We start from the raw sequence: 20,522 nt of genomic DNA on the forward strand, positions 1-20,522 counted from the left end.
CGGCTCACGCGGGGCCGGGGCACATCGGGAGTGACGTTGCGTATACTGGCCATCGACACGGCGCTCGACGCCTGCTCCGTCTGCATCGCGACGGACGAGTCCGACGATCTCCTCGCCCACGAGTCGATGATCCTCGGGCGCGGCCATGCCGAGGCCCTGCTGCCCATGGTGGAGCGCGTGGTCGCCCGCGTGGAGGGCGGCTTCGAGGCCCTCGACCGTGTCGCCGTCACCGTCGGGCCCGGCAGCTACACCGGCCTGCGCGTCGGTCTCTCGGCGGCCCGCGCCATCGGGCTCGCCACCGGCATTCCCGTGGTCGGCGTCACCACTCTGTCGGCGCTCCTCGCTCCGCTCCTCGCCCTCAACGGTGCAGGCCTCATCGTCGCCGCCATCGATGCCCGCCACGGCGCCGTCTACGTCCAGGCCATGAGCATGGGCGACGGAATCGTCATCCCCCCGAGTCTTCTCCCCCTGGAGGAAGCCGCCGCCATGCTCGACGGCACCGTGACCCTCGTCGGCTCCGGCGCGCCGGCGCTGGCCGCCCTTCTCAAGGGGCGCGGCCTCGACGTACAGCTCGCCGGAACCGGCGCCGCCGACATCGCCTGGACCGCCTCCCTCGGCATGCTGGCCGACCCCGCCCAGGCTCTCGCCCGCCCGCTCTACCTACGCGGCCCCGACGCGCAGCCCCAGGATCACGCGAGGCTCGCCCGCCGATGACGCGACCCGTCACTCCGTTCTGGCCCTTCGAGATGTGGTCCGCGTGGTGGGACGCCTGGGGCGGTGCGCCCTACGTCGCCATCCTGCGCGATTCCGGTCAGGCCCGCGCCCTCGCTCGCCTCCACGCCACCGCCTTCGCCCGCCCGTGGGACGCCCACGAGTTCGAGCGCATGCTGTGCGAGCGCTCCACCGAGGCCCACGCCCTGTGGAAGGGCGGCACCATCCAGGGCTTCGTCCTTTCGCGCAAAGCCGCCGACGAGGCCGAGATCCTCACCGTCGTGCTGGCGCCGGGCGCGCGCGGCAACGGCTTGAGCCGCCGGCTCGTCGGCGACCATCTCGCCCATCTCGCCGTCAACGGCGTACGGCGGGTCCACCTCGAGGTCGACGAGGGCAATGCCCCGGCCCTCAAGCTCTACGCACGGCACGGCTTTCGGCAGGTCGGCGCGCGTACGGGCTACTACCACCGCGCCGACGGCAGCCGCGCCACCGCCCTCACCATGACCTCCGAGCTGGCGTGAGTCCGGCGGCGGCCCGATGACCCGCATCGGCACGCTCCTGCGCCTCGCGCTCTGCGCCCTCGCCTTCGGGCTGATGGTCGGCCCCCATCTGCTCAGCCTGCGCTACGGGCGCGGGCGCCTCGCCGGGGACCTGCCGACGCGCTTCCACCGGGTCTTCCTGCGCCTGTTCGACGTGCGCGTGACCCAGAGTGGCACACCGCCGGACCCGGGCGAGGCGGCCCTGGTGCTCGCCAACCACATCTCCTGGCTCGACATACTGGTGCTCGGGTCCCTGCGCCCGCTCTCCTTCGTGGCGAAATCCGAGATCGCCGGCTGGCCCGTCGTCGGCACCCTGGCGCGGCTCCAGCGCACGGTGTTCATCGACCGGGCGCGCCGCGCCGCCACCGCCCACGTCAACGCCACCGTCGCCAGCCGGTTGGCCTCGGGCGATCTCATCGTGCTGTTCGCCGAGGGTACGACAGGGGACGGCACCCGCCTGTTGCCGTTCCGCTCGTCCCTCGTGGGTGCGGCCCGCGCCGCGATCGACGGAACCGCCGGCGGCCCCGACCGCATCCGTCTCCAGCCCCTCGCCATCACCTATCCGCGCCGCAACGGTCTGCCGATGGTCCGGTCCGAGCGGCCGGGCGTGGCGTGGTACGGCGACATGGAGCTCGCCCCTCACCTCTCCGACTTCTTCGCGAACGGCCCCATCGACGTGCACGTGGTCTGGGGCGCCCCCATCGCGTTCGAGGCCGGCACCGACCGCAAGCGCGCGACGGCCCTGGCCGAGGCCTCCGTGCGCGAGGCCCTTCAGCGCGCGGTCACCGGTCGCCCGCCCAAGGGCGCGGTCTGGGGCGGCGCGCGCCTCCTGCCCGACGCCGCCCCCAAGGACACAGCCTCCGGCGTGCCCGCCCTCTGATCCGGCTTCCGGGTCGCGACGTCGTGCCGGAACCGTGTTAAGCCCGTGGCGAACCACGGGTCGGGACCGGACTGTTGAAGAAAGCCTTCGTCAAATCCTACGGCTGCCAGATGAACGCCTACGACGCCACCCGGATGGCGGACGTGCTCGGCGCCGAGGGCTACACCGCCACCGACACGGTGGAGGAGGCGGATGTCGTCATCCTCAACACCTGCCACATCCGTGAGAAGGCGGCCGACAAGGTCTATTCGGAACTCGGACGCCTGCGCGTCCTCAAGACCGAGCGCGCCGCCGCCGGACACGACACCCGCATCGTGGTGGCGGGCTGCGTCGCCCAGGCCGAGGGGGCCGAGATCCTGTCCCGCGCGCCGAGCGTCGACGTGGTGGTCGGCCCGCAGAACTATCACCGCCTGCCCGATCTCCTCGCCCGCTCGCGCACGAAGCGCGTGGTCGATACGGAATTCCCCGTCGAGGACAAGTTCGACCACCTGCCGGCGCGGCGCACCCTCGGGGTCACGGCCTTCCTCACGGTGCAGGAGGGCTGCGACAAGTTCTGCGCCTTCTGCGTGGTGCCCTACACCCGCGGCGCCGAGGTCTCGCGCTCCGTGGCGGCGATCCGGGCCGAGGCGGAGCGGTTGCTCCAGGGCGGCGCCCGCGAGATCACCCTCATCGGCCAGAACGTGAACGCCTATCACGGCGTCGGCCTCGACGGCGGGTCGGCCACCCTGCCCGACCTCATGCGCGAGATCGCGTCGCTGCCCGGCATCTTACGCCTGCGCTACACCACCAGCCACCCCAACGACATGACGTCCGACCTCGTGGCGGCCCATGGCAGCCTGCCGGCCCTGATGCCGTTCCTGCACCTGCCGGTGCAGTCGGGCTCCGACCGGGTGCTGAAGGCCATGAACCGCAAGCACACGGCCGCGAGCTACCGCGACCGCATCGCGGAGATGCGGGCGGTGCGGCCCGACATCGCCCTGTCGTCGGATTTCATCGTCGGCTTCCCCGGCGAGACCGAGGCGGAGTTCGAGGAGACCCTGCGGCTCGTCGCCGACATCGGCTTCGCCAGCGCCTACTCGTTCAAGTACAGCCCGCGCCCCGGAACGCCCGCGGCGGAGTGGGACGACATGGTGCCGGAGGACGTGAAGACCCGCCGTCTGCACGCCCTGCAGACCCTTCTCGATGCGCAGCGCCACGCCTTCAACGCCTCGTATGTCGGCGCCGTGGTCGAGGTTCTCGTGGAGAAGGCCGGGCGCCACCCCGGTCAGGTGGCGGGCAAGACGCCTCACCTCCTACCCGTTCAGTTCGACGCGCCCACATCCACCATCGGCACCCTCGTGCCCGTGCGGATCGTCAGGGCCGGCTCCAACAGCCTGTTCGGCGAGACCGTCGCCGATGCGGCGGTCGCGGCGTGAGCGCGGCGGCCCCGTTCCGTGGCATCACCATCGAAGGACACCGGCGTGGCAGCATCTGATGGGATCGGACGGATCGGCCCCTTGCGCGGGCGCGGCCCGGCGGCGCGGGCGGGCGAGATCGTCGAATCCCTCGAGGCGTCCCTGACCTTCGACGACAACCGTCTCGCGAGCCTCGTCTTCGGCCAGTACGACCAGAACGTCGCCCATCTCGAGCGGCGCCTCGGCGTCACCGCCACGGCTTTGGGCAATCACCTCGTCATCAAGGGCTCGCCCGAGGCGGCGGAACTCGCCCGCAAGGTGTTCGAGCGCCTCTATGCCCGCGTCCGGGCCAGCGGCACCGCCCTGACGCTCGGCGACGTCGACGGCGCGATCCAGGAGACGACGCAGCAAGGCACCCTGTTCCCGGCGGCCGAGGTCAGCGCGGAGCCCGACCGGCCGGTCTTCGACCAGATCGCCACCCGCCGGCGCGGCGCCGTGCGCGCCCGCAACACGGCGCAGGACGCCTACATCAAGCTGCTGCGCACCCGCGAACTCGTGTTCGCCGAGGGCCCGGCCGGCACCGGCAAGACGTGGCTGGCCGTCGGCCACGCCGTCTCGCTGCTGGAGCAGGGTCACGTGGAGCGCATCATCCTGTCCCGCCCGGCCGTCGAGGCCGGCGAGCGCCTCGGCTTCCTGCCCGGCGACATGCGCGACAAGGTCGATCCGTACCTGCGCCCGATCTACGACGCGCTCTACGATTTCATGGAAGCCCGCCACGTCGACCGCGGCCTTCAGACCGGGATCATCGAGATCGCGCCGCTCGCCTTCATGCGCGGACGCACCCTCACCAATGCCGTGGTGCTCCTCGACGAGGCGCAGAACACCACCTCCATGCAGATGAAGATGTTCCTGACGCGCCTCGGCGAGAACTCCCGGATGATCATCACGGGTGATCCGAGCCAGGTCGATCTGCCGCCGGGCCAGCGCTCGGGCCTCGTCGAGGCGGTGAAGATCCTGGACGGCGTCGAGGGCATCGGTCGCGTCACCTTCCGCGACGTCGACGTGGTACGCCACGACCTCGTGCGCCGCATCGTCACCGCCTACGAATCGGCCGCCCACGGCGAGCACGAATCCGACCGCAACGCGAATCCGCGCCGCCGGCCCAATTCATGATCGAGACCGAAATCGACGTCGCCGTCGAGGACGCACGCTGGAACGACGTGGTGCCGGACCTCGAAGCGTTCGTGATCCGCGCCGTGGAGGCCGGGCTCGCCATCGCACCGGATTCCCCCAAGGAAGCGGTGGAGGTCAGCGTCCTGCTCACCACCGACGCTGCGGTGCAGGCCCTGAACCGGACTTGGCGCGGACAGGACAAGCCCACCAACGTCCTGTCGTTTCCTGCGCCCCCGCAGCCCCCCCATGCGGGAATGGCGCAGCCGCTCGGCGATGTCGTTCTTGCGTATGACACGATGCTGCGCGAGAGTGCCGAGCAATCGAAGCCGCTCAGTCACCACCTCGCGCACCTCCTTGTCCATGGCACCCTCCACCTCCTCGGTCAGGACCACGAGACGGGCGACGCGGACGCCGAGGCCATGGAGGCGCTCGAAATCGCGGCCCTCGCCACCCTTGGCATGCCCGATCCCTACGCCGATTGAGCGGCAGCAACGCCCGTCATCCCAGATCAGAGAGACATGACGAACGATCGAAGTCGCGGCGCGGCCCAGGCCGCGCCCAGCGCGAACGACGGTGAGGCTCACCCCCGCGAGCCCTGGTACGACCGTCTGCTGCACGTCTTCCACCTCCGGCCGCGCGATTCGTTGCGCGACGATATCGAGGACCGGCTGGCCGAACCCGATTCGGGCGAGAACGCCTTCTCGCCCATCGAGCGCGCCATGCTCAAGAACGTGCTCGGCCTGCACAAGGTGCGGGTGGACGACGTGATGATCCCGCGCATCGACATCGTCGCCGTGTCCATGGACACGAGTCTGGGCGAATTGCTCAAGCTGTTCCGGACGGCCGGGCATTCGCGCCTGCCCGTCTACGGCGAGACCCTCGACGACCCGAAGGGCATGGTCCACATCCGCGACTTCGTCGAGCATATCGCCGCCCGCGCGGAGGTCGGCCATCGGAGGCCGGGCGCGACCCCCGTCGAGTCTTCCCCCGCCGAGCCTTCGGACGAAACACCGGTCCCGCGGCCCCGCCGGAGTGCCCGCGCGTTGCGCACTCTCAACCTCGCCAGCGTCGATCTTTCGGCGACCCTCGCCTCCACCCGGATCCAGCGTCCGGTCCTGTTCGTGCCGCCCTCCATGCCGGCCATCGACCTCCTCGTGCGGATGCAGGCGACCCGCACCCACATGGCGCTGGTCATCGACGAGTACGGCGGTACGGACGGCCTCATCTCCATCGAGGATCTCGTCGAGATGGTGGTGGGCGACATCGAGGACGAGCACGACGTCGCCGAAGGCCGCCTCGTGCAGCGCGTCGAGGGCGAAGGCGACGTCTTCGTGGCCGACGCCCGTGCGGGCCTCGCCGAGGTGTCGGAGGCGAGCGGCGTCGACCTCGTCGCGGCAGTCGGCGAGATGGCGGAGGAGATCGACACCATCGGGGGCCTCATCGTGACCCTCGCCGGACGCGTGCCCTCGCGCGGCGAACTCATCGCCGGCCCGGGCGACCTCGAATTCGAAGTGCTCGACGCGGATCCACGGCGGGTGAAGCGCCTGCGTCTCAAGCGCAGCGATGCGCAGATCGCGTCGGTGGTGCCGCTGGCGCTGCCGCCGCCCGCACCCAATCCGAGCCTCGAAGCCCCCGCATCGTGACGGCGACGGTCGTTCGATGACTCTTGGCCGCGCCGACGCTATGCCGGCGCCCGGCCCCCTCGCCCTCCTCGCCCAATGGGTGATGCTGAGCGCGGGGTGGCGCCGGCTGCTCGTCGCCTATTGCGCCGGGGCGTTCGGGGCCCTGGCGATGCCGCCCTTCGGCGCCCTTCCGGCCCTCGCCGTCGCTCTGTCGGTGGCCGTCTGGCTCCTCGACGGCGCCCCCACGGGCCGCCGCGCCTGGCATACCCTACGGACCGCCGGCCTCATCGGCTGGGCCTGGGGGTTCGGCTATCTCACGGCCGGCCTGTGGTGGCTCGGCTCGGCCTTCCTGGTGGAAGCGGAGGAATTCGCCTGGGCCCTGCCCCTCGGAGTGATCGGCCTGCCGGCGGTGCTGGGCGTGTTCTACGGGTTCGGGTTCGCCCTGGCCCGCCTCGTCTGGTCGCCGGGCGCGGGGCGCGTCCTCGCCCTCGCCTTCGGGCTCGCCGCATGCGAGTGGCTGCGCGGCCACCTGTTCACGGGCTTCCCGTGGAACACCCTCGGGATGGCGCTCGGCCAGAACCTCTGGCTGATGCAGAGTGCGGCCGGAATCGGCCTCTACGGCCTCACCCTCCTGGCGGTCCTGATCGCCGCCGCTCCCGCGACCCTCGCGACGGGCGCGTCCCCGTCCGCCCGTTTGGTGCCGACCGTTCTGGCGGGCATCGTACTCGGGTCCATGGCGCTCCTCGGCGCGGCGCGCCTGCCGGCAGGGCCCGACGCCACCGTGGCGGGCATCCGGCTGCGCCTCGTCCAGCCGAACCTGAACCAGGACGCCAAGTTCCGCCCCGAGAACCGCGAAGACATCCTCGACCGCTACATCGAGCTCAGCGACCGGGCCGCCGCCCCGGACCGGTCGGGCCTGTCCGACGTCACCCACGTGATCTGGCCGGAATCGGCGTTTCCGTTCCTGATCCAGCGCGACCCGGCGGCCCTGGCCCGCATCGCCGCCGCCCTGCCGCCGGGCAAGCAGCTGATCACGGGCGCGGCCCGGGCCGACACGTCGCTCCCGGGCGAGCGCCCGCACTTCTTCAACGCGATCCTCACCCTCGCGGCCGGGCCGAAACTCGGTGAAGTCTACGACAAGGTTCACCTCGTCCCCTTCGGCGAGTATCTGCCGGGTCCCCTCGACGCATTCCTGCGGGCCCTGCACATCCGTCAGTTCGTGTCGATTCCCGGCGGGTTCACCGCCGGTGACCGAGCCCGTCAGCGCATCCTGTCGGTACCGGGACTGCCGCCCATCGCCGCCACCATCTGCTACGAGGCGATCTTCCCCGGCGCCATCGTGCCGGAAGCGGGTCCGAGCGGACCGCCGCCGGTGCCGGGCCTGATCCTCAACCTCACCAACGATGCCTGGTTCGGCGACACGCCCGGCCCGCGCCAGCACTTCGCCCAGGCGCGCCTGCGCGCCGTCGAGGAAGGCCTGCCCCTGGTGCGCGACGCCAACACCGGCATCTCGGCCGTGGTCGACGCCCATGGCCGGATCGTCGCGAGCCTGCCCGTCGGGGTCGAGGGCGTCCTCGACGCCGATCTCCCCGTGCGGCTCGCCGATCGTACCCCCTACGCCCGCTTCGGCGACGCTCCCTTCGCGATCCTGCTCGGCCTCACCCTCATCCTGGCGCTCACGGCGCGACGGCGGTCGGCGTGAGCCGGCCGGTGTCGGCGGCGCGTCCCCTCCTCCTCGGCGCCGGCATCCTGCTCGTCGCGTTCAACATGCGCCCGGCCCTGACCACCGTCGGGCCGCTCATCGAGACGATCCAGGCGGCGACCGGGCTCGGGACCCGGGGTGCGGCCCTCCTCAACACCCTGCCGGTGCTGTGCATCGGCCTCGCCTGCGTGCTGGGCCCCCTCGTGATCCGCCGACTCGGCGCCGATCGCGGCGTCCTGCTCGCCGTCGCCATCGTCACCCTCGGTTCGGGGCTCCGGGGCTTTGGCGGATTGGGACCGCTCTTTGCCGGCGCCTGCCTCGCCGCCCTCGGGATCGGCCTGTCGGGCGTCCTGCTGCCGGGGCTCGTGAAGCGCGAGTTCCCCACCCAGGTCGGCCGCGTCACCGGGCTCTACACCATGGTCCTGTGTCTCGGGGCCGCCGCCGGGGCGGGCTTCAGCGTGCCCCTGACGCAGGCCGCCGGAAACTGGTCCACGGCCCTCGGCCTCTGGAGCGTCCCGGCCCTGGTCGCCACCCTGGCGTGGCTCCCCTTCGCCCGCGCGCCCGACCCGGCCGAACGCGCCGTGCGGCGGCGCCCCCTGTGGCGGGACCGGCTCGCCTGGCAGGTGACCGGGTTCATGGGCCTGCAATCGTCGCTCGCCTACATCATGTTCGGCTGGCTGCCGGTGGTGCTGCACGACCGAGGCCTCAGCGCCATGGAGGCCGGCTACGTCGCGTCCCTCATGAGCATCGGGCAGGCGCCCTTCGCCCTCGTCGTGCCGTCCCTCGCCGCGCGGGCAAAGGACCAGCGCTTGTTCGCCATGCTGTTGCTGGGCCTCGCCGTGGTGACCATCCTGGGCCTGGTCTTCGGGCCCCTCGGTCTCGCTCTGCCGTTCGGTATGCTGCTGGGCGGCGCCCTCGGTGGCCTGTTCGGCCTCGGCCTCACCCTCATCGTCCTGCGTGCCCGCGACACGGCCGGCGCGGCGGATCTCGCCGCCATGTCCCAGAGCGTCGGCTACACCTTGGCGTCCCTCGGCCCCCTCGGCTTCGGCCTCGCCCACGACCTCACCGGCGGCTGGGGCGCCTCCGTCGCCCTGTTCTGTCTCATCGCCGGGGGCGCACTGATCTGCAGCTTCTGGGCCGGGCAGAACCGGACCGTCGGCGTGCCGAACCCGCGCGACGCCTGAGACTGACTCCGGATGATCCATTCGGAGACAGTCTCAGACAGCCCGCGCGGCGCTTGAGCGAAGCCCAAATCCGCATCGCGAAGCGATCAACCGGTATGAGACGGCGCCCCCTGCGGCGGGACAGCCGCCGACGATCCCTCGGACCAACGAAAAACCCCGCACGGCCGGGGGGCCGTGCGGGGCTGGGGTTCCGGTGACGCCGGTCTACGGCGCCTGAGGCTTACTCGGCGGCGACGCGGTGGGCTTGGCTGCCGTCCGTGTAGGTCTCGGCCTGGAGGCGCTTGCCCGGAGCCGCGCGGCCCGGAAGCGGCGGCAGGGCCAGGGCCTTCGCCAGATCGATGCCCGCCCCTTCGGCGACGCGGCGGCCGTAATCCGCATCCGCGTGAGAGAAGTGCCAGACCATCCGCAGCTGGATCGCCTCGGGGCACTGCTTCATGTCGCCGACGAGGTTGGCGATGAGGTCGTCGCGCTCCCAATCCTGGAACGAACGGTAGCGCACGCCGGCCTGCGTGTAGTCGTCCTCGGTGCGCGAGGTCTGGAAGCGGCCGAGCTGGCCCTCCACCGGCTGGTGGTAGTCCTTGGCGGGCTTGGGCGCTTCGGCGAGGCCCTCACCGATGGTCGAGGGCTCGTAGTTGATGTGGCGGTTCTGGCCATGGCCGTCGACCCCATAGGTCATCTGGCCGTCGCGCTGGTTCGAATAAACCTTCACGCCGGGCTGCGGCGCGTTGATCGGCAGCTGGAGGTAGTTGGCGCCGACGCGGTAACGCTGCGTGTCCGAGTAGGACAGCGTCCGGCCCTGGAGCATCTTGTCGTCCGAGAAGTCGATACCGTCGACGAGCACGCCCGTGCCGAAGGCCGACTGCTCGACTTCCGCGAAGAAGTTGTCGGGCACGCGGTCGAGCACCATGCGGCCCACCGGCAGCAACGGGAAGTCTTCCACCGGCCACAGCTTGGTGTCGTCGAGGGGGTCGAACGACAGGTGGTCGTTCGGGCCGTCGGGCATGATCTGCACGCAGAATTCCCACTCGGGGAAGTTGCCCTTCGAAATGTTGTCGTAGAGGTCGCGGGTGGCGTGGCCGACATCCTTGGCCTGAATCTCGGAGGCTTGGGCCGAAGTCAGGTTGCGGATGCCCTGCTTGGGCTCCCAATGGAACTTGCACAGCACCGCCTCGCCCTGGTCGTTGACGAGCTTGTAGGTGTTGACGCCCGAGCCTTCCATCTCCCGATAGTTGGCCGGGATGCCCCATGGCGACTTCAGGTGGGTGACCATGTGGATGGCTTCGGGGTGCTGGGCCACGAAGTCGAAGAAGCGCCACGCCTCCTGGCGGTTCGTCACCGGGTCCGGTTTGAACGCGTGGATCATGTCGGGGAACTTGATCGCGTCGCGGATGAAGAAGACCTTGAGGTTGTTGCCGACGAGATCCCAATTGCCGTCGACGGTCTTGAACTTCACCGCGAAGCCGCGCGGGTCGCGCTCGGTCTCAGGCGACTCCTTGGCGCCCGCGACGGTGGAGAAGCGCACGAACATCGGCGTCTTCACGCCGGTCTCGTTGAGCACGCGGGCGCGGGTGTACTTGGAGGCCGGCTCGTTGCCGATCTTGCCGTAAGCCTCGAAGTAGCCGTGGGCGCCCGCACCGCGAGCGTGCACCACGCGCTCCGGAATGCGCTCGCGGTCGAAATGCGTGATCTTCTCGATGAACTGGTAGTTCTCGAGGGTCGCAGGACCGCGCTCGCCCACCGTGCGGGTGCTCTGGTTGTCGCGAACCGGGTGGCCCTGACGGGTGGTCAGAATCGGGCGCTGATCGCTCATGCGGTGCTCTCTCCAAATGGTTGAATCGGACCGGGGGATGGGTTCGGAGCACCGTGGCTCGCGAATGCCATCGACCCTGGAATTGTTCTGAGACCAGCTTGTGGACCTCCGTGGATCGTTTGGCCAATGCATCGTGGCAAACGTTCTGATAGACGCAGCCTATGAACCTGTCTGGATTGTCCCTGCGCGACCTCGAGTATGTCGTGGCCGTCGCCGAGGAGACGCATTTCGGTCGCGCCGCCGAGCGCTGCAACGTCAGCCAGCCGACCCTGAGCGTGCAGGTGCGCAAGCTCGAGGAATCCCTGGGCCTCGTCCTGTTCGAGCGCGGCAACCGCCGGGTGATGCTCACCCCCGCCGGCCAAGGCATCGTCCGGCAGGCCCGCACGGTGCTGGCCGAGGCGCAGCGCCTGCTGGTGCTGGCGAGCGAGGGACGCGGCGCGCCGCTCACCGGCCGCCTCGTGCTCGCTGCCATCCAGACGCTCGGCCCCTACCTTTTTCCCCTTGTCCTGCGCAGCCTGCGCCAGGAATTCCCGCTGCTGGCCCTGGCGCTGAGCGAAGCGCGCACGGCGGAAATTCTGGAAGGGTTGCGCGACGGGCGCATCGACGCCGCCCTGCTGTCCCTGCCGGTGCCGTCGTCAGGGCTGACGATCTCGCCGCTGTTCATCGAGCCGTTCCTGCTCGCCTGCCCGGCCGAGCATCCCCTGGCCCGCGGCGGCGCCCTGCGGGCCCGCGACATCGCCGGGCCGGACCTTCTTCTCCTCGATGAAGGCAATTGCCTGCGCGACCAGACCGTGGCGGCCTGCGGCGCCGGCAGTGCGGCCGGCCGCCACGCCACGAGTCTGGAGACCCTGCGCTCCATGGTGGCGGCGGGGGCCGGCTACACCCTGCTGCCGGCCCTCGCCGTGCCGGCGGCGCCCGATCCGAGCGGCCTTACCGTGACGCGGGGCTTCGACGTCGATGGTCCCGGCCGTACCGTCGCTCTCGCCTGGCGTGCCAGCGATCCGCGCGGCGCCGGCCTCGCGCACCTTGCCGCCTTCTTCCGCGCGCACGCACCGGCCGGTACCACCGCCTGCCGCGACGACGGGGCTTCGGCACCCGCATCGGCCCGTCGTGACAGCGTCTCCGATCCGGTGTAGCGCGCCAGATCTCCCCTACGGCCCTCCCTCCCCCGCTCTCGCCTCCCGGCTCCCGCTGTGCAGTTCTTCCGGTCCCTCGGCCTCTGGGTGGCGCTCGTCGCGGCCTCGGGCGCCCTCGCGTACGGCCTGACGCTGGGGCATTTTCCCGCCGCCCTCCTGCTCGGGCCGATGCTGGCCGCCATCGCGTTCGGCGTCGGCGGCGCCGGGCTCGGCGTTCCGAAGACCGGCTTCCTCGCCGCACAGGCGATGATCGGTTGCCTCGTAGCAAAAGCCGTCACCGCCGAGATCGTCGCCACCATCACGGAAGACGGGTGGATCATCCTCGCCGTGGTCCTCGTCACCGTGGTGGCGGGCGCCGTCGTCGGCTGGACCCTGACGCGCCTGCGCATCCTGCCCGGCACCACCGCCGCCTGGGGCTCCTCCCCAGGGGGAGCCGCCGCCATGGTGGCGATGTCGGAGGAGTACGGCGCCGATCCGCGCCTCGTCGCCTTCATGCAATATGTCCGGGTCGTCGTGGTGGTGCTGTCGGCCTCCGCGGTCGCACGCCTCCTCACCGATGTCGCAGCGCCGGCCGCACCGGCCGCCGGCACGACACCGCCGCTGACCGTCCTGGTGACCCTGACGGTGGCGGCCGTGGGCTTTGCCCTCGCACACCTCCTGCGCCTGCCGGCCGCCGCCCTGATCGGGCCGATGCTCCTCGGATCCGCGCTCCACGCCGCCGGACTCGTCGGCATGGCGCTGCCGATCCCGCTCCTCGACCTCGCCTACGCGACCATCGGCTGGTACGTCGGCCTGCGCTTCCGCCGGGAGACCTTGCGGGAGACGGTGACGGCCCTGCCCGGAATCCTCATCGCCACCGTCGCGGTCATCGCGCTCTGCGCCGTCTGGGCCTACGGCCTCACCCAAATCCTGCCCATCGACTTCCTGACCGCCTACCTCGCCACGAGTCCCGGCGGCCTCGATTCGGTGGCGATCATCGCGGTGGGCTCGAAGGCGGACGTGTCGTTCGTGCTCGCGGTGCAGACCCTGCGGCTTTTCGTGGTGCTGATCACCGGACCTCTGCTCGCCAAGTGGATCGCCAAGGGTGCTCCGGCGGGCGCTCCAAAGGCCTGACCATGCGCGCGCTGCTCGTCGCCTTCCTCAATTCCTGGCGCGGCCTCGCCCACGGCGCCCGCACGGAGCGGGCGGTGCGCCTCGAACTCGCCCTGTTGCTCCTGGGTTTGCCACTGGCGTTCCTCGTCGGCGCCGGCCTCTGGGTCCGCGTCGCTCTCGTGGCGAGCCTCCTGCTCATGCTGGCGGCGGAGTTCCTCAACACCGCCATCGAAAAGCTCTGCGACCATCTCCACCCCGGCCATCACCCCAAGATCGGCATCGTCAAGGATCTGGCCTCCGCCGGGGCTTTCCTGGCCCAGGCCGTCGCGGCCCTCGTCTGGCTCGCCGCCTTGTTCGAGCGGGTGAGCTGAGCCGACGCGCAGCCGTAAGCCGCACGGTGGCCGGGGTCCGATCGGCGAAGCGGCCTCGCGTCTTTCGTGCGCCGGACCTATGTGCGGGTAACCGAACCGTCGCCCACCCGAATCGGACACCCGTCTCCTTGACCGACTACATCCGAAAGATCCTCACCGCCCGCGTCTACGACGTCGCCGTCGAGAGCCCCCTCGACCCGATGCCGCGTATGTCCGCGCGCCTCGGGCGCCCGGTCCTCCTCAAGCGCGAGGACCTGCAGCCGGTGTTCTCGTTCAAGCTGCGCGGGGCCTACAACAAGATGTCGAGCCTCTCGGCCGAGGTGCTGGCGCGCGGCGTCGTCTGCGCGTCCGCCGGCAACCACGCGCAGGGTGTGGCGCTCGCCGCCGCGCGGCTGAACGTGCGGGCCGTCATCGTGATGCCGCGCACCACGCCGGCCATCAAGGTCGATGCCTGCCGGGCGCGCGGCGCCGAAGTGATCCTGTTCGGCGACGCCTTCGACGAAGCCCTCGGCCACGCCCGTGAACTGGAGGTGGCGCAAGGCCTGACCTTCCTGCACCCGTTCGACGATCCCGACGTGATCGCCGGCCAGGGCACCATCGGAATGGAGATCCTGACCCAGCATTCCGGGCCCATCGAGGCGATCTTCGTCCCCATCGGGGGCGGTGGATTGGCCGCCGGAATCGCCACCTTCGTGAAATACCTGCGGCCCGAGACCAAGGTGATCGGCGTCGAGCCGGACGACGCCGCCTGCATGGCGGCGGCGCTCGCGGCGAACGAACGCGTGATGCTGCCCACCGTCGGCCTATTCGCCGACGGCGTCGCCGTGCGCCAGGCCGGCGAGGAAACGTTCCGCCTCTGCCGCGAACACCTCGACGGCGTCATCACCGTCGACACCGATGCCATGTGCGCGGCGGTGAAGGACATCTTCGACGACACCCGTGCGATCTCCGAGCCGTCGGGCGCGCTCGCACTGGCCGGGGCCAAGGCCTACGCGGCGCGCGAGGGCGCCGGGACCGGCACCCTGGTGGCGATCTCGAGCGGTGCCAATCTCAACTTCGACCGCCTGCGCCACATCGCCGAGCGCGCCGAGATCGGCGAACAGCGCGAAGTCTTGCTCGGCGTGACGATTCCCGAGCGGCAGGGCGCTTACCGCGCCTTCATCGGAACCCTCGGTCCGCGCGCCATCACGGAGTTCAATTATCGCTATGCGCGCGGCAGCGAGGCGCAGATCTTCGTCGGCATCAACTTGCCTGGCGGCGCGGTCGAGAAGCGCGCGCTCATCGCGGAGCTCTCGGCGGCCGGCTACCGAGCCCTCGATATGAGCGACAACGAGATGGCCAAGGTCCATATCCGCTACATGGTCGGCGGCCGGGCGACCGGACTTTCAGACGAGCGGCTTTATCGCTTCCAGTTCCCCGAGCGCCCGGGCGCCCTGATGAAGTTTCTCGACGGTCTCGGCGAGGGCTTCGCCATCACCCTGTTCCACTACCGCAACCACGGTGCCGATTACGGCCGAGTACTCGCCGGGATCGATGTGCCGCCGACCGAACGGGCTCGCTTCGACGCGGCCATCGCGGCCCTAGGCTATCCATGCATCGACGAGACCGATAACCCCGCCTACCGGATGTTCCTCGACGACCACACATGAGCGGGTAGATGCCTCGTCCGGTTGCGGAGACGTTCAGGCTATCGAGCCATCGGGGTACGGTCCCACGTCGGACACCGACGAAATTCTATCGCAGATCAGTAGTGGGAAGCATTTTATCTCGCAGGGCAGATGTGATCGAGTTATGATTCGAACTCAATAGATTTTAGCTGCCGGCATAGGACGGGGATAAGTCTTCCTTAGAAATTGCCCGGTAAACCGAGGCGTTCTCGCCCCGGTGCCCCCCGAATGTCCGCCTATTCCAGCCTCAAGATCCGCCTGCCGGCCATCACGGTCGGGCTCGCCCTCGTCAGCGCCACGGCGATGGGCGGGCTGAGCTGGTACTTCGCTCGCTCCGGCCTCATGGAAGGGGCGCAGGACCGGCTCCAGCTCGCCGCGACGGCGCGCAAGATCGGGATCGAACTCGTCGCCGAGCGCGCGGCCGGCGATCTCGCCACCACGGCGGCCAATCCGCAGGTCGGCGGCAACTTCACGGATCTCGTCGAGGCCCTCGATCCGGCGAAGGCCGAGTTCGCCGCCGTCGTGCAGGCCTACACGTCCCCGACCAAGCTCGAGGATCGCCTGAATGCCGAAGCGGCGGGCACGATGTACGCGCGCCGGCACGCCAAGGTGCAGGAGGTGGCGCGCAAGCTCATCGAGCGGCGCGGCTACGCCGACCTGATCTTCGTCTCGGAGGACGGGCGCATCGTCTACACCACCACGAAGGGTGCCGACTTCGCCCATGCCCTGTCCGAAGCCGACCTCGCCAAGACCGGGCTCGCCCGCCTGATCGAACGCCTGAAGGGCGCGGATGCGACGGCGACGCTCTACGAGGATTTCGCCGCCTATCCGGCCGAAGCCGGACCGTCGGCGTTTCTCGGGCAATCCATCACGCGCCGGGCCAACGTCGCCATGGGCACGGGCCAGGCGGCGACCCGCATGGGCTTCGTGGTGATGCGCGTCACGCCTGCCCTGTTCGACCGGACCCTGTCCGACCGCGGCGGTCTCGGCGACACCGGAGAGGTCGTGGCGGTCGGCACCGACGGGCGCCTGCGCAGCAACCCGCCCCTGGGTATCGCCCAAGCGGGCGCCGGATCGGCCGGCAAGATATCGGCTGGCAAGATATCGGCTGGAATGGAAGCGGCCGGTCTCGGCCTGAGCCCAGCGCTCCTCAACACCGACCGTCCCTTCACCTATGCCACCGCCGATGGTGACCGGATGGCGGCAACGGCACGGGTTTCGGTGATGGGCGCCCCCTGGACCCTGGTCGCGGCGCAATCCGACACCGAGATCCTCGGCGCCGTCGGCACCCTCACCCGCGCCCTCGCGCTGACCGCCCTCGGCGTCCTGGTGCTCACCGCCCTCCTCGGTCTCCTGTTCGCCCGGGGCATCGTCCGTCCCCTCGGCGCCCTTACCCGTGCCCTCGACGCCCTCGCCCGCCGCGAAACCCTGGCCGACGTACCGGGCAGCGGACGCGCCGACGAGATCGGCGGCATCGCCCGGGCCGTCGTCACCATCCGCGACATCTCCCTGGAGGACGCCGCCCGCCAGCTCGAGACCACCGCCGCCGCGCGGATGCGGGAGGAGACCGATCGCCGCGCACTGCTCGCCGAGCTCGCCGACGGCTTCGAGCGCTCCGTGGGACGGATCGTCGAGACGGTGTCGCAGGCGGCTTCCGGCCTCAATGCCGCGTCGGACAGCATGATCACCGCCGTGGCCGGAACCGCGCAGCGCTCCGTCACCGTCGCGGCGACCGCCAACGAGACGGCCGGGAACGTCAACGCCGTCGCGACGGCGGCGGAGGAGCTCGGTGCGACCGTCGGCGAGATCGGCCGCCAAGTCGAGCAGGCCGCCGACATGTCGCGCAAGGCCGTGGACGAGGCGGGCCGCACCGCCGACACCATGCGCCGGCTCTCGACGGCCGCCGCGCGCATCGGCGACGTCGTCGGGATGGTCTCCCAGATCGCCGGGCAGACCAACCTGCTGGCCCTGAACGCCACCATCGAGGCGGCACGCGCCGGCGAGGCCGGCCGCGGCTTCGCCGTGGTCGCCGCGGAGGTCAAGAATCTGGCGGAGCAGACCGCGCGCGCCACCACGGAGATCGGCCAGCAGGTGGAGGCGATCCAGGCTGCCACCGGGGAGGCCGCCGGCGCGATCCAGGGCATCGTCGGACGCATCGAGGGGATGAGCCAGGTCACGGGCAGCATCGCGGCGGCCGTCGAGGAACAGGGCGTGACCACCCAGGAGATCGTCCGCAACATGGGGCAGGCTTCGGCCGGCACGGGGGCGATGACGCAGGACATCGCCGCGGTGGCGACCTCCGCCGAGGAAGCGGGCGCCTCCGCCGCACAGGTCCAGCGCGCCTCCGCCGATCTATCGCGCCAGTCCGAGAGCCTGCGGGCCGAAGTGGACGGATTCCTCGCCACCGTCCGGGCCGCCTGAGCGCCCGGACCGGCTTACGACGCGGAGAAGCGCCTGGGGTTCGCCCCGGGCGCTTCCGCTTTCAGCCCAGACGCTCCTCAAGGTGCGCCGCCACCCGGAGCGCGTTCGCCACGATGGTGAGGGTCGGGTTCACCGCGCCGATGGACGGAAAGAAGCTCGCATCGGTGACGTAGAGATTGTCGACCTCGTGCGCCCGGCAATCGAGGTTCAGCACCGAGGTTTGGGGATCGGTGCCGAAGCGCAGGGTCCCGGCCTGATGGGCGGTGCCGCTCAGGGGAATGTTCTTGCCGAGGTAGAGCGAGCGCTCGAACAGGTAGGTGTAGGCACCGGCCGGTTGGAGCAGGCCCTCCAGGGTGTCGCGCAGGCGGTCGTGGGCTTCGCGGTTGGTCTCCGTCACGTCGAGGATCACCCGACCGTCCGCTCCGAGGCTCACCCGGTTGTCGGGGTGCGGCAGGTCCTCGCTCTGGAGCCAGAAGTCCATGGAATGGCGCGCCACCATGGCGAAGGGCGCCTCGGGCAGGAAGCCCGTCCATTTCGGGAATTCCTCGCCGCGGATCTGATCGGGATGCGTCTTGGCGCACATCTGGATCAGACCCATCGGATACTCCCAGGCCTTCGATTCGAAGTAGTAGTCCGACACCGCCAGCGTTTTCTGGAAGACCGTGTCGTTGGGCTCCTTCGACAGCGCCATCAGCACCGACATGTTGTGGCGCATGTAGTTGCGCCCGACCTGATCCGATCCGTTGGCGAGACCGTTCGGATGCGCGTCGGAATGCGAGCGCAGGAGCAGCAGGGCCGACGAAAGGGCTCCGCACGCCACCACGACGATGTCGGCGCTGTAGCGCTCCTCTTCGCCGCGTCGGGTGACGTGGACGGAGGTCACCCGGCGGCCCGACGCATCGGTTTCGAGACGCGACACGTAGGCGTTGGTGAGGAGGGTGACGTTCGGGTACGCGGCCAGCGTCGGATCGACGGTCATCACCTGAGCGTCGGCCTTGCCGTTGAGAAGGCAGGGGAACCCGTCGAAGGCGTCGCAGCGGATGCAGGTGCTCGTCGGGGTCGGCCGGCCGTTCCGCTCGTCGAGCTTGATGCCCAGCGGCAGGTGGAACGGGTGCAGGCCGTGCCGAGCCCAGTCGTCCGAAAGCCGCTGGATGCGCGGCTCGTGGGAGACGGCGGGGTGATCGTAGGGTGCGCTCGCCCAGGGCTCCCCCGGGTCCTCGCCCCGGTTGCCATGGACGGCGAACAGGCGCTCGGCCCGGGTGTAGTACGGCTCGAACACGTCGTAGCCGAGCGGCCAGGCCGGTGAGACACCATCGACGTGGCGCACGGCCTCGAAATCGCGCTCGCGCATCCTGAGGAGGGCCGCGCCGTACACCTTCGAGTTGCCGCCCACGTAGTAGTGCAGTGCCGGACTGAAGGCCCGCCCATCGCCGCCGTACCACGTTTCCTTGGCCTGATAGGCACCGTCCACGAACACGGTCTTGGCGCTCCAGTTCGCCTGCGAGCGAGGCAGGTAGTCGCCGCGCTCGAGGAGGAGGATGCGTTTTCCCGTCGGCGCCAGGGCCGCCGTGAGGGAGCCGCCGCCGGGACCACTGCCGATGACGATGACGTCGTAACGATCCTGGGACATGGGTCGATCCTGGGCTGGGCAGCCGTGCCGAACGATCCGCCGGACGTTCGAGACGGCCAACGTGAACCCGTCCGCCCCGTTCCGCGCTGCGGTGCACACAATGACGCGCGTGGGCGCAACCGTACGGACGGCGTGGCGTTGGAAGCGGGTGGGACACGCTCGTGCCCTGCAACACCGCACGAGGCTCCGATGATCGCTGCGTTCGCTGTGAACCCTGCGTCCGACGCAGCGGATACCGGCCGATGACCTGGCTCGATCTCGTGGCGGTGCCGCTGCTCGCCAAGATCTGCCTCGTCTGCATGTTTCCCCTGAGCGCTTACGACAAGGTGGTTCACTGGGACGAGGCGTTGGCCCAGGCCGCCTCCGGCCCCCTGCCGTTTCCGGCGCTGCTCCTCGTGCTCGGCATCCTCGTCGAGACGATGACGCCGGTGATGATCGTGATCGGCTGGTACGACCGGGCCGGCGCCTTTCTACTCGCCGGCTTCTGCGGCGTGACGGCCGTGCTGTTCCACCGCTTCTGGGAGTTCCCCGGCTTCTGGTCGCGGGACGGCGAAGGGCGCGCCCATTTCTGGGACTTCTTCAAGAATTTCGGCCTCGTCGGCGGTCTGCTGCTCGTGGTGATCGGCGGCGGTTACGCCCCAGCCTCGCAGGTCGTGCACCATCCCCTCTCGAGCGGCCCGCAAGCGGCGGAGATCCGTATACCAGCCGCACCAGCCCGACCCTGAGACAGGAAACTCGCCATGACCGGAACGACGCCGACCATGCCCTATTGGCACGTCTTCACCGACCCGGAGGGGATCAGCCGCCAGGAGCGGTTCACCCTCTCGAACTTCCGGTTCCAGGGTGTCGGCCCGGATGTGGCGCCGCAATGGAACGACAAGCAGGACCCAACCAAGGCGGGCGTCACCTTCACGGTGCTCCCCGTCGGCTGGGTCGGCGAATGGCACGAGAACCCGAAGCCCCAGTGGATCGCCGTCCTGACGGGGCGCTGGTTCGTCGAGACCATGGACGGGCACCGGGTCGAGATGGGGCCAGGCGACCTCATGTTCGGCGAAGATCAGAACACCGTGGCGCATGACGGCCGCAAGGGACATCTCTCCGGCACCGTGGGCGACGAACCCTGCACCATGATGGTGGTCGGCCTCGACGTGTCCGCCACGGTGAACCAGCCCGGCCGCTTCACCTGAGGG

General features: G+C 70.3%; 18 protein-coding genes. 16 read left to right on the top strand and 2 right to left on the bottom strand.

Annotation, left to right across the window (positions count from 1 at the left end):
* Positions 1–36: 36 nt before the first annotated feature.
* From tsaB to ASF27_RS09160, 9 genes are all read left to right on the top strand, one after another.
* Positions 37–714, top strand: a complete 678-nt coding sequence (gene tsaB, locus ASF27_RS09120) for a tRNA (adenosine(37)-N6)-threonylcarbamoyltransferase complex dimerization subunit type 1 TsaB (protein ID WP_056304591.1) — start codon at positions 37–39, stop codon at positions 712–714.
* Positions 711–1,232: a GNAT family N-acetyltransferase gene (locus tag ASF27_RS09125; RefSeq protein WP_056170018.1), complete on the top strand. Its 522-nt coding sequence runs from the start codon at positions 711–713 to the stop codon at positions 1,230–1,232. Before tsaB ends, ASF27_RS09125 begins: the two co-directional genes overlap by 4 nt.
* 16 nt (positions 1,233–1,248) lie before the next feature.
* Positions 1,249–2,130 (top strand): lysophospholipid acyltransferase family protein, encoded by an 882-nt coding sequence (locus ASF27_RS09130; protein WP_056260605.1) that lies wholly within the window; start codon positions 1,249–1,251, stop codon positions 2,128–2,130.
* Between the two features lie 74 nt (positions 2,131–2,204).
* Positions 2,205–3,545 carry a tRNA (N6-isopentenyl adenosine(37)-C2)-methylthiotransferase MiaB gene (gene miaB, locus ASF27_RS09135; protein WP_056170025.1) on the top strand — a complete coding sequence of 447 codons (1,341 nt, stop codon included), beginning with the start codon at positions 2,205–2,207 and terminating at the stop codon, positions 3,543–3,545.
* A gap of 81 nt (positions 3,546–3,626) precedes the next feature.
* On the top strand, positions 3,627–4,697 hold the full coding sequence (locus tag ASF27_RS09140; protein ID WP_244480964.1) for a PhoH family protein: 1,071 nt from the start codon (positions 3,627–3,629) through the stop codon (positions 4,695–4,697).
* Positions 4,694–5,179, top strand: coding sequence for an rRNA maturation RNase YbeY (gene ybeY / locus ASF27_RS09145; protein WP_056359443.1), 486 nt, complete (start codon positions 4,694–4,696; stop codon positions 5,177–5,179). The genes ASF27_RS09140 and ybeY overlap by 4 nt, the downstream gene beginning before the upstream one ends.
* A 36-nt stretch (positions 5,180–5,215) precedes the next feature.
* On the top strand, positions 5,216–6,340 hold the full coding sequence (locus ASF27_RS09150; RefSeq protein WP_056359446.1) for a hemolysin family protein: 1,125 nt from the start codon (positions 5,216–5,218) through the stop codon (positions 6,338–6,340).
* A 40-nt stretch (positions 6,341–6,380) separates the two neighbouring features.
* Complete coding sequence (lnt, locus tag ASF27_RS09155; RefSeq protein WP_082478905.1) at positions 6,381–8,021, top strand: apolipoprotein N-acyltransferase; 1,641 nt, start codon at positions 6,381–6,383, stop codon at positions 8,019–8,021.
* On the top strand, positions 8,018–9,205 hold the full coding sequence (locus tag ASF27_RS09160) for an MFS transporter (RefSeq protein WP_056359450.1): 1,188 nt from the start codon (positions 8,018–8,020) through the stop codon (positions 9,203–9,205). The genes lnt and ASF27_RS09160 overlap by 4 nt, the downstream gene beginning before the upstream one ends.
* Positions 9,206–9,425: 220 nt before the next feature.
* Here the strand turns inward: ASF27_RS09160 and ASF27_RS09165 are convergent, their stop codons facing one another.
* Positions 9,426–11,015, bottom strand: coding sequence for a catalase (locus ASF27_RS09165; RefSeq protein WP_056170041.1), 1,590 nt, complete (start codon positions 11,013–11,015; stop codon positions 9,426–9,428).
* A 161-nt stretch (positions 11,016–11,176) separates the two neighbouring features.
* Here ASF27_RS09165 and ASF27_RS09170 point away from each other — a divergent pair, with 161 nt between their 5' ends.
* The 5 genes from ASF27_RS09170 (at position 11,177) to ASF27_RS09190 (ending at position 17,702) form a co-directional block, all read left to right on the top strand.
* Entirely contained in the window at positions 11,177–12,151 is a 975-nt protein-coding gene (locus ASF27_RS09170) for a LysR substrate-binding domain-containing protein (RefSeq protein WP_056170043.1), read from the top strand.
* A 57-nt stretch (positions 12,152–12,208) separates the two neighbouring features.
* Complete coding sequence (locus tag ASF27_RS09175; protein ID WP_056359453.1) at positions 12,209–13,264, top strand: AbrB family transcriptional regulator; 1,056 nt, start codon at positions 12,209–12,211, stop codon at positions 13,262–13,264.
* 2 nt (positions 13,265–13,266) lie between these two features.
* The gene (locus ASF27_RS09180; RefSeq protein ID WP_056170050.1) at positions 13,267–13,614 is read left to right on the top strand and encodes a diacylglycerol kinase; all 348 of its coding nucleotides are present in this window, start codon (positions 13,267–13,269) and stop codon (positions 13,612–13,614) included.
* A 128-nt stretch (positions 13,615–13,742) separates the two neighbouring features.
* Positions 13,743–15,263: a threonine ammonia-lyase, biosynthetic gene (gene ilvA, locus ASF27_RS09185; protein ID WP_056359456.1), complete on the top strand. Its 1,521-nt coding sequence runs from the start codon at positions 13,743–13,745 to the stop codon at positions 15,261–15,263.
* Positions 15,264–15,509: 246 nt separating this feature from the next.
* On the top strand, positions 15,510–17,702 hold the full coding sequence (locus ASF27_RS09190; RefSeq protein WP_056359459.1) for a methyl-accepting chemotaxis protein: 2,193 nt from the start codon (positions 15,510–15,512) through the stop codon (positions 17,700–17,702).
* A gap of 61 nt (positions 17,703–17,763) precedes the next feature.
* Here the strand turns inward: ASF27_RS09190 and ASF27_RS09195 are convergent, their stop codons facing one another.
* Positions 17,764–19,332 carry a GMC family oxidoreductase gene (locus ASF27_RS09195; protein ID WP_056359463.1) on the bottom strand — a complete coding sequence of 523 codons (1,569 nt, stop codon included), beginning with the start codon at positions 19,330–19,332 and terminating at the stop codon, positions 17,764–17,766.
* Between the two features lie 242 nt (positions 19,333–19,574).
* On the opposite strand from ASF27_RS09195, the gene ASF27_RS09200 reads away from it, so the two are divergent.
* Positions 19,575–20,057: a DoxX family protein gene (locus tag ASF27_RS09200; protein WP_056359466.1), complete on the top strand. Its 483-nt coding sequence runs from the start codon at positions 19,575–19,577 to the stop codon at positions 20,055–20,057.
* A 15-nt stretch (positions 20,058–20,072) separates the two neighbouring features.
* Entirely contained in the window at positions 20,073–20,519 is a 447-nt protein-coding gene (locus ASF27_RS09205) for a cupin domain-containing protein (protein ID WP_056260628.1), read from the top strand.
* Positions 20,520–20,522 lie beyond the last annotated feature (3 nt).

It is taken from the genome of Methylobacterium sp. Leaf102 (genome assembly GCF_001422425.1).
GTDB lineage: Bacteria > Pseudomonadota > Alphaproteobacteria > Rhizobiales > Beijerinckiaceae > Methylobacterium.